The 15,423-nt window shown below is 61.9% G+C and carries 9 protein-coding genes; 7 read left to right on the top strand and 2 right to left on the bottom strand.

What is annotated here, in order from left to right; genetic code table 11:
- The first annotated feature begins 151 nt into the window (after positions 1-151).
- From IT763_RS02210 to IT763_RS02190, 5 genes are all read left to right on the top strand, one after another.
- Positions 152-1,720, top strand: a complete 1,569-nt coding sequence (locus tag IT763_RS02210) for an ABC transporter substrate-binding protein (RefSeq protein WP_206195123.1) — start codon at positions 152-154, stop codon at positions 1,718-1,720.
- A gap of 289 nt (positions 1,721-2,009) precedes the next feature.
- A complete protein-coding gene (gene pyrB / locus IT763_RS02205; RefSeq protein WP_004933375.1) occupies positions 2,010-2,945 on the top strand; it encodes an aspartate carbamoyltransferase in 936 nt (311 codons plus the stop codon).
- Between the two features lie 12 nt (positions 2,946-2,957).
- Positions 2,958-3,422, top strand: coding sequence for an aspartate carbamoyltransferase regulatory subunit (gene pyrI, locus IT763_RS02200; protein ID WP_004933377.1), 465 nt, complete (start codon positions 2,958-2,960; stop codon positions 3,420-3,422).
- A 98-nt stretch (positions 3,423-3,520) separates the two neighbouring features.
- A complete protein-coding gene (gene ridA / locus IT763_RS02195) occupies positions 3,521-3,907 on the top strand; it encodes a 2-iminobutanoate/2-iminopropanoate deaminase (protein WP_049300809.1) in 387 nt (128 codons plus the stop codon).
- Positions 3,908-4,110: 203 nt separating this feature from the next.
- Positions 4,111-7,089, top strand: coding sequence for a non-ribosomal peptide synthetase (locus IT763_RS02190; protein ID WP_206195122.1), 2,979 nt, complete (start codon positions 4,111-4,113; stop codon positions 7,087-7,089).
- Between the two features lie 36 nt (positions 7,090-7,125).
- On the opposite strand, the gene IT763_RS02185 is transcribed toward IT763_RS02190, so the two are convergent.
- Both IT763_RS02185 and mgtA read right to left on the bottom strand, forming a co-directional pair.
- The gene (locus IT763_RS02185; protein WP_176063762.1) at positions 7,126-9,516 is read right to left on the bottom strand and encodes a beta-N-acetylhexosaminidase; all 2,391 of its coding nucleotides are present in this window, start codon (positions 9,514-9,516) and stop codon (positions 7,126-7,128) included.
- A 267-nt stretch (positions 9,517-9,783) separates the two neighbouring features.
- A complete protein-coding gene (mgtA, locus tag IT763_RS02180) occupies positions 9,784-12,492 on the bottom strand; it encodes a magnesium-translocating P-type ATPase (RefSeq protein ID WP_206195121.1) in 2,709 nt (902 codons plus the stop codon).
- A 424-nt stretch (positions 12,493-12,916) separates the two neighbouring features.
- Between mgtA and treR the strand changes: the two genes are divergently transcribed.
- Both treR and treB read left to right on the top strand, forming a co-directional pair.
- On the top strand, positions 12,917-13,864 hold the full coding sequence (treR, locus tag IT763_RS02175; RefSeq protein ID WP_016929286.1) for a trehalose operon repressor TreR: 948 nt from the start codon (positions 12,917-12,919) through the stop codon (positions 13,862-13,864).
- A gap of 137 nt (positions 13,865-14,001) precedes the next feature.
- A complete protein-coding gene (gene treB / locus IT763_RS02170; protein WP_206195120.1) occupies positions 14,002-15,417 on the top strand; it encodes a PTS trehalose transporter subunit IIBC in 1,416 nt (471 codons plus the stop codon).
- Positions 15,418-15,423 lie beyond the last annotated feature (6 nt).

The raw sequence follows: 15,423 nt of genomic DNA, 5'->3' as shown, positions 1-15,423 counted from the left end.
ATATTCCAGGAATATCAAATAGCGCATTGACCTTTGCCCGCCGCCGGCAAAGGTTCTACCGTGACAGGCCGACGGCGCCCGCGCCGTAAAAACCAACGATAACAAACCGTTCGCAGCGCCGCCCAGCGGCGCCTTCAGGGGATACACACCGATGAAAGCCAAACTCTTGCCGCTGTTCCTGCTCGCCGCCCTGCCCGCCGCCGCGTTGGCCGCCACGCCGCCGAATACGCTGGTGGTGGTGCAATCGCTGGATGACATCGTCAGCCTCGATCCGGCGGAAGCCAACGAACTCTCCAGCATCCAGACGGTGCCCAGCCTGTATCAGCGGCTGGTGCAGGCGGATCGCGACGATCCGGCCAAGGTGGCGCCGGTGCTGGCGGAAAGCTGGCGGGGCGATGCGGCGGCCAAAACGCTGACGGTGAAACTGCGGCCGCAGGCGGCGTTCGCCTCCGGCAACCCGCTGACCGCCGACGACGTGATCTTCTCCTACAGCCGCGCGGTGAAAATGAACAAGTCGCCGGCGTTCATCCTCAACGTGCTCGGCTGGCAGCCGGACAACATCGACGCGCAGCTCAAGAAGATCGACGAACATACCGTGCAGCTGCGCTGGACGGCGGACGTCAGCCCGACGGTGGCGCTGAATATCCTCTCGACGCCGATCGCCTCGATCGTCGACAGCAAAGCGGCGCTGGCCAACGTCAAAGACGGCGACTTCGGCAACGCCTGGCTGAAGATGCACTCTGCCGGCAGCGGTCCGTTCAAGATGCGCGTCTATCAGCCGCACCAGGCGATCGTGCTGGACGCCAACCCCACCACGCCGGGCGACAAGCCGCAGCTGAAAAACATCATCATTAAAAACGTGCCGGATCCGGCCACCCGCCGCCTGCTGCTCCAGCAGGGCGACGCCGATATCGCCCGCGAACTGGGCGCCGACCAGACCGACACGCTGAAGAACCAGCCGGGCGTCAAGGTGCTGGAGATCCCGTCCGCCGAGCAAAACTATCTGGTGTTCAACACCGGCAACGGCGCCAACCCGCTGCTGAACAACCCGGCCTTCTGGGAAGCGGCGCGCTACCTGGTGGATTATCAGGGCATCACGAAGGATCTGCTGAAGGGCCAATACTTCGTGCACCAGAGCTTCCTGCCGGTCGGGCTGCCGGGCGCGCTGGAGACCAACCCGTTCAGCTACGATCCGGCCAAGGCGAAAGCCATCCTGGCCAAGGCGGGCATCACCCACGCCGCCTTTACGCTGGACGTGGAGAACAAACCGCCGTTCATCACCATCGCGCAGGCGCTACAGGGCAGCTTCGCCGCCGCCGGCGTGAAGATCGAGCTGCTGCCGGCCGCGGGCAGCCAGGTTTACTCGCGCGTGCGCGCCAGACAGCATCAGGCGGCGATCCGGCTGTGGATCCCGGATTACTTCGACGCCCACTCCAACGCCAGCGCCTTCGCTTACAACGACGGCAAGAGCAGCACGGTGGCCGGGCTGAACGGCTGGCAGATCCCGCAGTTGAATAAGCAGACGCTGGCGGCGCTGGCCGAAGCCGATCCGGTCAAGCGCCGCGCGCTGTACACCGCCATGCAGCAGGAGCTGCAGCGCAGTTCGCCGTACGTGTTTATCGATCAGGCTAAAACCGAAGTGGTGCTGCGCGACAACGTCAAAGGCTATCAACAAGGGTTGAACGCCGACATGGTCTACTACGATCGCGTCAGCAAATAGCCGGCGAGCGGCCATCGCCGGCCAATCGATTGCGGGGCGGCAAAAAACGGCGTTTTAACGCTTGCAGTGGCGAAAAGCGCGAGTATAATGCGCCACAATTTGCCAGGAGAAAGCATGAAAAACGACGTTTGTTTTGTTAGCCGCAATCGACAAAACCGACTGCCTATCGGCGGCCAGCTGCCGTTGTTTCTCCTGTTGCTAAACCGATCTTTTCAAGCCCCTCATTGAGGGGCTTTTTTTTGCCTTAAAAAGTCCCGCGCCACGGGCACGCGTCGAGGAGGAGTGAAAAATGGCCAACCCGCTGTATCACAAACACATCATCTCTATTAACGATCTCAGCCGCGAGGATCTGGAGCTGGTGCTGCGCACCGCCGCCGGTCTGAAAGCCAACCCGCAGCCGGAGCTGTTGAAACACAAGGTGATCGCCAGCTGCTTCTTCGAAGCCTCGACCCGTACCCGCCTGTCGTTCGAAACCTCGATGCACCGCCTCGGCGCCTCGGTGGTCGGTTTCGCCGACGGCAGCAACACCTCGCTCGGCAAGAAAGGCGAAACCCTGGCCGACACCATCTCGGTGATCAGCACCTACGTGGACGCCATCGTGATGCGCCATCCGCAGGAAGGCGCGGCGCGCATGGCCTCGGAGTTCTCCGGCAACGTGCCGGTGCTCAACGCCGGCGACGGCGCCAACCAGCACCCGACCCAGACCCTGCTGGATCTGTTCACCATCCAGGAAACCCAGGGGCGCCTGAGCAACCTCAGCATCGCCATGGTCGGCGACCTGAAGTACGGCCGCACCGTGCACTCGCTCACCCAGGCGCTGGCCAAGTTCGAAGGCAACCGCTTCTACTTCATCGCCCCGGACGCGCTGGCGATGCCGGCCTACATCCTGAAAATGCTGGAAGAGAAAGGCATCGAGTACAGCCTGCACGGCAGCATTGAAGAAGTGGTGCCGGAGCTGGATATTCTCTACATGACCCGGGTGCAGAAAGAGCGCCTCGATCCGTCCGAGTACGCCAACGTGAAGGCGCAGTTCGTGCTGCGCGCCGCGGATCTGGCCGGCGCGCGCGCCAACCTCAAGGTGCTGCACCCGCTGCCGCGCATCGACGAGATCGCCACCGACGTGGATAAAACGCCGCACGCTTACTACTTCCAGCAGGCGGGCAACGGCATCTTCGCCCGCCAGGCGCTGCTGGCGCTGGTGCTCAACGCAGATTTGGCTCTTTAAGGGGGAACCGCCATGACTCATGACAACAAACTGCAGGTCGAAGCGATCAAATGCGGCACGGTAATCGACCACATTCCGGCGCAGATCGGTTTCAAACTGCTGACGCTGTTCAAGCTGACCGCCACCGACCAGCGCATCACCATCGGCCTGAACCTGCCCTCCAACGAGCTGGGCCGCAAGGATCTGATCAAGATCGAGAACACCTTCCTGACCGAGCAGCAGGCCAACCAACTGGCGATGTACGCGCCGAAGGCCACGGTAAACCGCATCGACAACTATGAAGTGGTGCGCAAGCTGACCCTCAGCCTGCCGGACCACATCGACGGCGTGCTGACCTGCCCGAACGGCAACTGCATCAGCCGCAGCGAGCCGGTGGCGTCGAGCTTCAGCGTCAAATCGCGCGGCGGCGAAGTGCACCTGAAATGCCGCTACTGCGAAAAAGAGTTCGAGCATCAGGTGGTGTTGCAGGCCGACTAAGCCCGGCATGGGCGCCGGGAGATGGCGCTGTCATTCTCCCGGTGACGCCCTATAATGGGATTTCTGGATAGAACAATCCTCGTTTATCAGGAGAAAACATGTCACGTAACATCAGCACTGAACTCGCCCCGGCAGCCATTGGTCCTTACGTGCAGGGCGTTGATCTGGGCAGCATGATCATCACTTCCGGCCAGATCCCGGTCGATCCGAAAACCGGCGCCGTCGCCGACGACGTCGCCGCACAGGCGCGCCAGTCGCTGGAAAACGTCAAGGCGATCGTCGAAGCCGCCGGCCTGCTCGTTGCCGACATCGTGAAAACCACCGTGTTCGTGAAAGACCTGAACGACTTCGCCACCGTCAACGCCGCGTACGAAGCCTTCTTCACCGAGCACAGCGCGCCGTTCCCGGCCCGCTCCTGCGTAGAAGTGGCGCGTCTGCCGAAAGACGTGAAGATCGAAATCGAAGCCATCGCCGTGCGTCGTTAATCGACGCGCACGCGAATCACGGTCAGCTTCGGCTGGCCGTTTTTATTGATAATAATTTTTTAACCCAATTAATTTATAGCGATAGCGTAATATCGTTCACATTTACAATTCCCTAATAAAAATACGCCTATAATTGTTTTTCACCCGGCCGGGTCATTGCTGTTTCATTTCGTTCACTTCGTGAATAATGACAGGAGATAACCATGGCACCTAGCGTATTGGATTATTTTATCCAACAAGCTTCCCGTTATCCGGAAAAACTTGCCGTCGTCGGCGATAATAAGCGCCTGACCTACCGTCAATTGGATGAATCCAGCAGCGCACTGTGCGCGCTGTTGCTACGGCGGGGCGTGGCGCCCGGCAGCTATGTGCCGCTCGTCACGCTGCGCACGCCGGAAATGCTGATCGGTATGTTGGCGATCGTCAAAGCCGGCGCAGGCTATATTCCCATCGACGCCCGTTACCCGGAAAAAAGAATACAGGATATCGTTACGCAAAGCGGTTCCCCTTTAATACTCGCCAGCAACGCGACGATAGCGCTTTCGGAAAATAACTTCAGCGAGGATATTATTTATATTGATAATATATCAATTTCTCCGCAGGAGAATATAACGTTAATTTCTCCGTCTCCCGATGCCATCGTTTATCTCATTTTCACTTCAGGCACCACCGGCAAACCGAAAGGTGTGCTGATAGAACATCAGTCGCTGCTGAATTTAATTCTCTGGCATAACAAGCAATTCGCTATGGATGCCGAAAGTCGTTCTACGCTGATCGCCGGCTTGAGTTTCGACGTTGCGCAATGGGAGATCTGGTCGCCTCTGACCAGCGGCGGCACATTGTATCTGCCCCCGGAAGACGCTCGCCTGCAGCCGGAAGTCCTGCTGGCCTACTTTGCCGAACAGGGCATTACCCACGCCAGCCTGCCCGCCGTACTGGTCGCCGAAGTGGTCGGCGCGCCGCAACCGGCCAATCTGGCGCTGCGGTATCTGTTCAGCTCAGGGGAGAAACTTCATCCGGTCGATCTGCGCGGCATCGATTATTCATTGATCGATTACTACGGCCCGACGGAAGCCACCATCTTCGCCACCTGCAACCGGGTGGCTTGCGCCACGCAAAACCCGCCCGCCAGCATTGGGCGGCCCATCGGCGATACCGAAATCTTCATCCTCGATGACCGACTGCAGCCCGTGATCGGCGATCGCCCCGGCGAGCTGTATATCAGCGGCCGCTGTCTGGCCCGCGGCTACCTGAACAATCCGGCGTTGACCGCCGAGCGCTTCATCACCCCGCCTCACTTCGCCGGATTGCGCCTGTACCGCAGCGGCGATCGGGCTCGTTGGCTGGCGGATGGCCGCATTCAATATCTGGGCCGTATCGACGATCAGGTCAAAATCCGCGGCAATCGCATTGAACTGGGCGAAATCGAAAACGCCATGCTGCAGGTTGCGGGCATCCGTAAAGCGGTGGCCGCCGTGGCGACGGCAGATGATCCGCTGGGCAAGAAAATCGTGGCGTTTCTGGTCGCTGAGTGTGACGGCGAAAACGTGATCGCACGCGTCCGACAGAAACTGAAAGAAACGCTGCCCACCGCATTTCTGCCCGCCGATTATCGTTTACTGCAACACATGCCGCTGAACAACAACGGCAAAATCGACAAAACGGCTCTGTTGGCGCATTACCAACCGGTCAGCGCCGGCGTTGCGCAGCCGCTGACCGCCGATCAGCGCATCGTCGCCGATCTCTGGCGTTCGTTGCTGAAAGTGGAACAGCCCGCAACCAACGATGATTTTTTCTCGCTGGGCGGCCATTCGCTGTTGGCGGCCAAGCTGATGACGGCGCTGGCCGAGGCATTTGCCGTCGAGACTTCGGTGCACGACATCTATGAATATCCCACTCTGGGCGCCCTGGCGCAGGCACTGGCACAACGCAGAGACCGGCAACCGACACAGCGGCAAGGCGAAGCGCGTGCCTTACAGGATGATGTGTATTTGCCGTCGGATATCGTCATCGATCCGACGTTCGATCCGCGGCAAATCAGCGCGCCGCGCGCCATTTTGCTGACCGGCGCCACCGGCTTCGTCGGCGCGCATCTGTTGGCCGATCTGCTGCGCACCACCGACGCCGAGCTGTACTGTCTGGTGCGCGACGGCGCCAAACTGCCGCCGAGACAGCGGCTGGAGGCGGTGCTGCAGCGCTACCGGATCGCGCTGAACGCCAGCCAGCACGCGCGCATTCATATCGTGCCTGGCAACGTAGCGGAACACGACTTTTCGCTGACGCCGGCGGCCTACAGGGCGTTAAGCCGAGATATCGATCTGATTTACCATTCGGCCAGCGCGGTGAATTTTATCCAGCCTTACGCCTACATGAAGCGCGACAACGTGCAGGGCCTGCGGGAAATCATTCGCTTCGCGGCGCATAGCCGCACCAAGCCGCTGATGCTGCTGTCGACCATCTCCGTATACAGCTGGGGGCATCTGCACACCGGCAAGCGGGTGATGCGGGAAAGCGACGATATCGACCAAAACCTGCCGGCGGTCAGCCGCGATATCGGCTACGTGCGCAGCAAATGGGTGATGGAGAAAATCGCCGATTTGGCGGCGGCGCAAGGCCTGCCGCTGATGACCTTCCGCCTGGGCTACGCCACCTGCCACAGCCGTACCGGCGTCAACGCCGATTATCAATGGTGGGGACGGCTGGTGAAAACCTGCATCAGCAGCGGCACGGTACCGGATTTACGGGATATGCGCGAAGGGTTGACCACGGTGGATTACATGACCCGGGCCATCGCCCACGTCTCTCGCAACCCGCAGGCGCTGGGGCAGAAATTCAACCTGATCCATCAAGGTGACAATAATCTGACGCTGCGTGAGTTTTTCAGCCTGCTGGAGCGCGAGTTCGGTTATCGTTTTCGTCCCTTGCCCTTCGCAAAGTGGCGGGCCCAATGGGAAAACGACAGCGACGCGCCGCTCTACCCGCTGCTCAGCCTGTTCAAGGATCCTATGGTGGACGAGCTATCGACGGTGGAGCTCTATCAAGACACCTATCGGTGGGACTGCAGCAACCTGCAACGCTTCCTGCAGGGCAGCGGTATCGATGAGCCGCGCTTCACCCGCCAGCTGCTGCTGAATTACCTGCAGCACGCCATCGGGTATGCGCCGCTGTCGCTACAGGCGTAACAAAACCGGGGCTCAACTGGCCGAGCCCCGTCACCCTCACTCCGTTTTAAGCCCCCGCAGCAGCGCCTCCAGCGGGTACACCGCGGCAATCACCACTTCGTCGCGCGTCTGCGCCGCCGCATCCAGCCGGCGCTGCGCTTGTTCGGCCTCGGCCCGGCTCAGCGGTTTGTCCTGCTGATGGCGATCCAGCAGCGTTAACCCCAATGCGGCCAGGGCATCCACGTCCTGCGCCACCGGCGCCAGCTCCCGCAGCGTGCGGTTGCCCGCGATCGCCGTTTGCAATGCCGCGCCGTTCGCCTGCCAGCGCTGCAGCCGTTCGCGCAGCGCCTGCGCCGCCGCCTTATCGCGCTTATCCTTCAGCAAGGCCGCGACCTGGGCATGCATGGCGCGCACCGCCTCGCTCTCCGGCGGCAGCGCATCGGCGAAGCGGTTCAGCGGTTCGAACTGGTGATAGTTGCCGGCCTGGAACTTCAGGTGCTGGCGGGTGTAATACTGCGCCGGTTCCACCGCCTCGGCCAGGATCTGCAGCGGCACGATCTGCACGCTGTTGCTCAGCCGGGTGAATTCGCGCGCCGTTTCCGCGTGCTGCTGCAGGCCGACCGACACCACCGACCAGGCGTCGATCGCCGCCAGCCGCCGGTACATATTGTTCTCATCGGTGACGTCCTGCGCCGACCACAGCCGCTCCGCCACCGCAAAGGCGCGCGGCCACAGCTTAAGATCGATCAGCGGCGCGCGCACGTTTTCCGCCCACAGCGCCGCTTCCCCGCCGAGAATGTTGGCCTGCCCCTTCTCATCCGGCACCACCGGCATCTTGCCCGCTGGCGCCGCCGCCAGTTTCTCGCCCTGGGTGGGGTAACGCACGTTGCCGACCAACGTATAGCCGCTGAGCTTGTCCTGTTGCAGCGTAAACACCGGCCGTGTGTCGCCCATCCAGGTATCGACGCGGAACGTCACCAGCTGCGGCGTGCGCCAGACGATATCGTGCACCGCGCGGCGCGATTTGCCGTTGAAATCGATAAAGCCGCGCCAGCCCTGCTTGCCCTCGATCAGCGTGAAGCTGCCCTCCACCGCGCTGCCCTTCAGGCGCGGCATGCTGAAACGCCAGCTTTGTGCCTGCTCGCCGGGTTGTACCGCCGTCTCAACCCCCAGCGGCTGCGGCAGAATTTCATTGCGGTAGTGATAGGCGGTGCTTTGCGGCTGATCGAGGTAGAAACCGGTGGAGAGGATGCCCTGATAGCCATCCTGCGCGCTGGCGCCCAGCGAGTCTTGCCCTTGCCAGGACTGAATGACGATCGAACGCGGCAGCGACGGATGGTAGATCTCGTCCCAGCCGACCATCTGCCGCTGGTGCTTCTCGAGGATCTTTTCCAGCTTCTGGTTGAAGTAGGCCTGCAGCGCATGGGTATCCGCCAGCCCGTTCTGCTGCATAAACGCCTGAATCGACGGCGACGCCCGCCACTGGCTGGCGTCCACTTCGTCGCCGCCGATGTGCAGATAAGGATCGGGGAAGATCGCCGCCAGCTCGCCGACGATCGTATCGACAAACTGATAAACCTCGTCGCGGGTTGGATCGAGCGTCGGCTTATGCACGCCCCACTCGCGCTCCATGCGATACGGCCCCGGCGCGCTCATCAGGTCGGGATAGGCCACCGCGATGCTGGAGGCGTGCCCCGGCATGTCGATCTCCGGCACCACGCGAATGCCGCGCGCCGTGGCGTAAGCCACCACCTGCTGCATTTGCTCACGGGTGTAGAACTGGCCGTCGCTGGCCTGCTGCTGCAATTTAGGGTAATGCTCGGAGGCGAAGCGCCAGCCCTGATCGTCGGTCAGGTGCCAGTGGAATACGTTGAGCTTGGCCGCCGCCATGCCGTCGAGCTGGCGCAAAATGTCCGGCAGCGGCAGGAAATGGCGCGCCGAATCCAGCAGCACGCCGCGCCACGGAAAACGCGGCACGTCGCGAATATCCACCAATGGCAGGAAAGTGTTTTGCCCGTCGGTCTGCAGCAGTTGCAGCAGGGTCTCCATGCCGCGCAGCGCGCCGAAGCGGGTGTTGGCGGTCAGCGTGGCGCCCTGCGGTGTGACCGCCAGCCGGTAACTCTCATCGCTGCCCGGCAGCGGCTGCGCCGCCACCCGATCCTTGATCACCACCTTGATCGCCGCGCCGTTTGCTTCTTCCCTCGGCGCCAGCGTCCAGCCGGTCTGCAGTTCGATGCGCTGGCGCCAGCGCGGCAGCGCGTCACCCAAGTCGTCACCCTGCAGCGTCAGGGACAAACGGTGATCCAAAACCAGCTTGCCCGCCGGTTGCGTCACTTCCACCTGCTGCGGCCAGGGCATCAGCGGCAAATCACCCGCCGGCTGCGCCAGCGCGCCGCAAGAAAACCATAACGATGAAGCCAGTAGCGTATAACGGAAAGGTCTGTGCATCGGAAATTCCTCAGAGGAAAAAAACAAAATATCCCCAATGAATTTCAAACCACCGCTAGGCGGCAAGCGCCCGCATCCCCAGGCGCTTAGGTCTGCTAAGTAACTGGGGGGCGGGCGTACAGCCAACAACGCGGTGGCTTGAAAGGCGCAGGGGAAAACAGCCAACGCTGTAGATAAAGACTCAGCACAGAACAGATGTCCAACCGTTGCGGTGAAAAAGCGGACGGGATCACCGTTGCCCCCTCCCGGCCGGAGGGGGCGAACGGGTTATTGCCAGCCGTAGCGGCGCACGAACCAGCCTTTCACGCACTGGGTCAGCACCATGTAACCGGCGAGGATCAGCACCAGCCACGGGAAGTAGCCGAGCGGCAGCGCCTGCAGCTGCAGGAAGCCGGCCAGCGGCGAGAACACCAGGCCGATGCCGGTGGCGATCACCGCCAGCGTCATGATGCACAGCGGCCAGGACGGGCGGCTTTGGATAAACGGAATTTTGCGCGTGCGGATCATGTGCACGATCAGCGTCTGCGACAGCAGCCCTTCCACGAACCAGCCGGACTGGAACAGCGTTTGCATTTCCGGCGTATTGGCCTTGAATACCCACCACATCAGGCTGAAGGTCAGCACGTCGAAAATTGAACTGATCGGCCCAAAGAACACCATAAACCGCCCCAGATCGGCGGAGTTCCAGCGCTGCGGCTGGGTGATCTGATCGTCGTCGACGTTATCGAACGGGATGGCGATCTGCGAGATGTCGTACATCAGGTTCTGAATCAACAGATGCAGCGGCAACATCGGCAGAAACGGCAGGAAGGCGCTGGCGATCAGCACGCTGAACACGTTGCCGAAGTTGGAGCTGGCGGTCATCTTGATGTATTTCAGCATGTTGGCGAAGGTGCGGCGCCCTTCGATCACCCCTTGCTCCAGCACCATCAGGCTTTTTTCCAGCAGGATGATGTCCGCCGCTTCCTTGGCGATGTCCACCGCCGAATCGACGGAGATGCCGATATCGGCCGCGCGCAGCGCCGGCGCGTCATTGATGCCGTCGCCCATAAAGCCCACCACGTGCCCCTGGCGGCGCAGCAGTTTGACGATGCGCTCCTTGTGCAGCGGCGTCAGCTTGGCGAACACCGTGGTGCGCGCCGCCGCCTGCGCCAGCTGCTCGTCGTCCATCTGCTCGATCTCGCTGCCGCGCAGCAGATGATCGGCCTCGAGCCCGACGTCACGGCACACTTTGGCGGCCACCAGCTCGTTGTCGCCGGTGAGGATCTTCACCGTGACGCCGTTCTGTTTCAGCGCCGCCAGCGCCGGTGCGGTGCTTTCCTTCGGCGGATCGAGGAAGGCGACGTAGCCTTCGAGGATCAGATCCGACTCGTCCGCCACGCCGTATTCATGGGTTTGCGCCGGCAGGATCTTGTTGGCCACTGCCACCACCCGCAGCCCCTGCTGGTTGAGATCGTCGGTGATGCGGCGGATCCTCGCCAGCAGCGCCTCGCTCAGCGGGATCACCTCGTCTTCGTGGCGCACGTGGCTGCAAATCGCCAGCATCTCTTCCAGCGCGCCCTTGCACACCAGCTCGTGATACTCGTTGTCTTTGGCCACCACCACCGACATGCGGCGGCGCACGAAGTCGAACGGGATCTCATCCACCTTACGGTAGTTTTGCAGCGCCTCCGGCTGCCGGTTCTGCTCCGCGCAGCTCAGCACCGCCACGTCGAGCAGGTTTTTCAGCCCGGTCTGGTAGAAGCTGTTCAGCCAGGCGTAGCGCAGCACCCGCTCGCTGCCGGCGCCGAACGCATCGGTATGGCGCTCCAGCACGATCTTGTCCTGGGTCAGGGTGCCGGTCTTGTCGGTGCACAGAATATCCATGGCGCCGAAGTTCTGGATGGCGTCCAGCCGTTTGACGATCACCTTCTGGCGCGACAGCTTCACCGCCCCTTTGGCCAGCGTCGAGGTGACGATCATCGGCAGCATCTCCGGCGTCAGCCCGACCGCCACCGACAGCGCGAACAGCGCCGCCTCCCACCAGTCGCCCTTGGTGTAGCCGTTGATCAGCAGCACGATCGGCGTCATCACCAGCATAAAGCGGATCAGCAGCCAACTGACCTTGCTGATGCCGCTCTGGAAGGCGTTCGGCTGCTCATCCTGGCTGGTGACGCGCTGCGCCAGCTGGCCGAAATAGGTGCCGCCGCCGGTACCAATCACCATCGCCAGCGCGGTGCCGCTGACCACGTTGGTGCCCATGAAGCACAGGTTCTGGCAGTCGAGCGGATCGGCCGCCAACAATTGCGGCGCGGCGGATTTCTCCACCGGCAGCGATTCGCCGGTCAGCGCCGCCTGGCTGATGAACAGATCCTTGGCCGACAGCACGCGCAGATCCGCCGGGATCATGTCGCCGGCCGCCAGCTTGATGATGTCGCCCGGCACCAGCTGTGCGATCGGCAGCTCCACGTGCTCGCTCCTGCCGGTGAGCGCATCGCTGCGGATCACCGTGGCGGTGTTGCTCACCATCGCCTTCAGCGCGTCGGCCGCCCGGTTGGATCGCGCCTCCTGGATGAAGTTCAGCAACGTGGAGATCAGCACCATCAGCGCGATCACCAAGGCGCCGGTGAGATCCTCGGTGGCGTAAGAGATCATGCCGAGCGCGGTCAGCAGCAGGTTGAACGGGTTGCGGTAGCAGTGCCACAGGTGCTGCCACCAGGCCTCTTTCTGCTGATCGTCGATGACGTTCTCGCCGCAGCGCCGGCGAACCTGTTCCGCCTCATGGGCGGTGATGCCTTCCGGGTGGCTGTGAAAACGCTCAAACAGCTGCATCGTCTCTGCGGCGGCGCATGCCAGCCGCTGCTGCGCCAGGCCGGCAGGCATATCGCGCGCAGCGCCGCCGACGCCGTCCAGCAAGCTGTCGCGGCGTACCAAACGGCGCGGGAGGCCGCGGGCGAACAGGCCCAGCAGCTGACGGGGGAGTTTTTTCAGTTTCATGGTTCGCACCTCGTCGCCCGGTGCCTCACGGCAGCGGGTAAACGGGGATCGTCATCGGCCGGGCGGATGGCGGGTGCGCCAAAAAGCCTCTGCCAACGCAGATCCTTATTATTTTTTTCAGCAGCAGGAGCGAACGACGAAGCGCGCGCTACCGGTTACCGTGATGTACTTCACCGGTAAAACAGCAGCGCCAGGCGGAGAGGTTTTACCGGAGAACCGAGTGAGTGTCTAAAGCAGTCGGGTCGGGGTCCATATGGGGTATAACCTCCGGTAAAGGGAAAAACAGAGCGGCAGGAGCGGCCGTTCAGCGCAGTGCAACAATCCCGTTTTGCATCAAGATCCCCGTAGGAAAATGAGCTATGCTGACGGGCATTGTTTTACAGGCCGTTATGTTACGCCTGTCCACTTCAACGAAAAGTAAACCATGCAAAACCGGCTGACCATCAAGGACATCGCACGCCTGAGCGGCGTAGGCAAATCCACCGTCTCACGCGTGTTGAACAATGAAGGCAGCGTGAGCCCGCAAACCCGTGAACGGGTGGAAGCGGTGATCCGTCAGCAAGGGTTTACCCCCTCCAAGTCGGCGCGCGCCATGCGCGGCCAGAGCGACAAAGTGGTGGGCATCATCGTTTCTCGTCTCGATTCGCCGTCGGAGAACCAGGCGGTGCGCACCATGCTGCCGCTGCTGTACCAGCAGGGCTTCGATCCGATCGTGATGGAGAGCCAGTTCGAAACTCGTCTGGTGCAGGAGCATCTGCACGTACTGCATCAGCGCAACGTCGACGGCGTGATCCTGTTCGGCTTCACCGGCCTGACCGCGGCGATGCTCAAGCCGTGGCAGGAAAAAATGGTGGTGATGGTGCGCGAATACGACGGCTTCTCGTCCGTCTGCTACGACGACGCCGGCGCGGTGAACCTGTTGATGGATCGCCTGTATCAACAAGGGCATCGGCATATTGGCTATCTGGGGGTGCAGCTCAGCGACGCCACCACCGGCCAGCGCCGCTATCAGGCCTATCTCGACGCCTGTGAACGCCTCACGCTCACGCCGCGCGCCACGCTGGGCGAGCTGAGCTACCAGAGCGGTTTCCAGCACGCCGCCGAAGTGATCGATGCGCACACCAGCGCGCTGATTTGCGCCTCCGACAGCATCGCCCTGGGGGCGATCAAATACCTGCAACAACAGCCGGCGCGCGCCATCCAGGTATGCGCCATCGGCAACACCCCGCTGCTCAGCTTCCTGTTCCCCGACACCCTGTCGGTGGAGTTCGGCTACGGCAGCGCCGGCCTGTTGGCGGCGCAGCAGCTGCTGGCGCAGCTCAGCGGCGAACAGGGGATCCGCCGCCTGGTGGTGCCCAGCAAACTTTCCTGACGACCTGCTTAGAAGTTGACCATTTTTTGTCATTTTGTGATCCTCGCCCCAAACCGGGAACGTTCCCATTTCATTCAAAAAGCCGAGTGGCTAAGCTTTGATCATTACTCAGTCAACACCTCTGCAGGTATCCCATAATGAGCAAAGTAAAACAGCAGGATATTGATCGCCTGATTGTTTTGGTCGGCGGCCGCGAGAACATCGCCACCGTCAGCCATTGCATTACCCGGCTGCGTTTCGTCCTCAACGATCCCAATAAGGCGAAACCGAAAGAGATCGAAGCGCTGCCGATGGTCAAAGGGTGCTTCACCAACGCCGGGCAGTTCCAGGTGGTGATCGGCACCGACGTCGGCGACTACTATCAGGCCCTGATCGCCAGCACCGGCGTCAACGAGGCCGACAAGGAACAGGCCAAGGTGGCCGCGCGCCAGAACATGACCTGGTCTGAGCGCACCATCTCCCACTTCGCCGAAATCTTCTTCCCGCTGCTGCCGGCGCTGATCAGCGGCGGTCTGATCCTCGGCTTCCGCAACGTGATCGGCGACATCCCGATGTCCGGCGGCCAAACGCTGGCGCAGATGCATCCGGCGTGGAAAACCGTTTACGACTTCATGTGGCTGCTCGGTGAAGCGATCTTCATGTTCCTGCCGGTGGCCATCTGCTGGTCGACGGTGAAAAAGATGGGCGGCACGCCGGTGCTCGGCATCGTGCTGGGCGTCACCCTGGTGTCGCCGCAGCTGATGAACTCCTACCTGCTCGGCCAGCAAACGCCGGAAGTGTGGAACTTCGGCTGGTTCGTGATCCAGAAAGTGGGTTATCAGGCGCAGGTGATCCCGTCGATCCTGGCGGGCATGGCGCTGGGCTGGATCGAAACCCGGCTGAAAAAGATCGTCCCCGACTATCTCTATCTGGTGGTGGTGCCGGTAGTTTCGCTGCTGCTGGCGGTGTTCCTGGCGCACGCGCTGATCGGGCCGTTCGGCCGCATGATCGGCGATGGCGTCGCCTGGGCGGTGAAAGCGGTGATGACCGGCAGCTTCGCGCCGGTGGGCGCCGCGCTGTTCGGCTTCCTGTATGCGCCGCTGGTGATCACCGGCGTGCACCAGACCACGCTGGCTATCGACATGCAGATGATCCAGAGCATGGGCGGCACCCCGGTGTGGCCGCTGATTGCGCTGTCCAACATCGCGCAGGCCTCGGCAGTGCTCGGCATCATCATCATCAGCCGCAAGGCCAACGAGCGTGAAATCTCGGTGCCGGCGGCGATCTCCGCCTACCTCGGCGTGACCGAACCGGCGATGTACGGCATCAACCTCAAATACCGCTTCCCGATGCTGTGCGCGATGATCGGCTCCGCGATCGCGGGCCTGATCTGCGGCCTGGACGGCGTAATGGCCAACGGCATCGGCGTCGGTGGCCTGCCGGGCATTCTGTCTATCAAGCCGCAGTTCTGGCTGATTTACTCGCTGGCGATTCTGGTGGCGATCGTCATCCCGCTGGTGCTGACCATCATGGTCTACAAACGCAAGGCCGCCCGCGGCGAGCTGCCGGTTTGATTCACG

The organism is Serratia sp. CMO1, from assembly GCF_015689115.1.
GTDB lineage: Bacteria > Pseudomonadota > Gammaproteobacteria > Enterobacterales > Enterobacteriaceae > Serratia > Serratia marcescens.
Note: the sequence above shows the minus strand (reverse complement) of the source record. Positions and strands in the feature narration are given on the sequence as shown.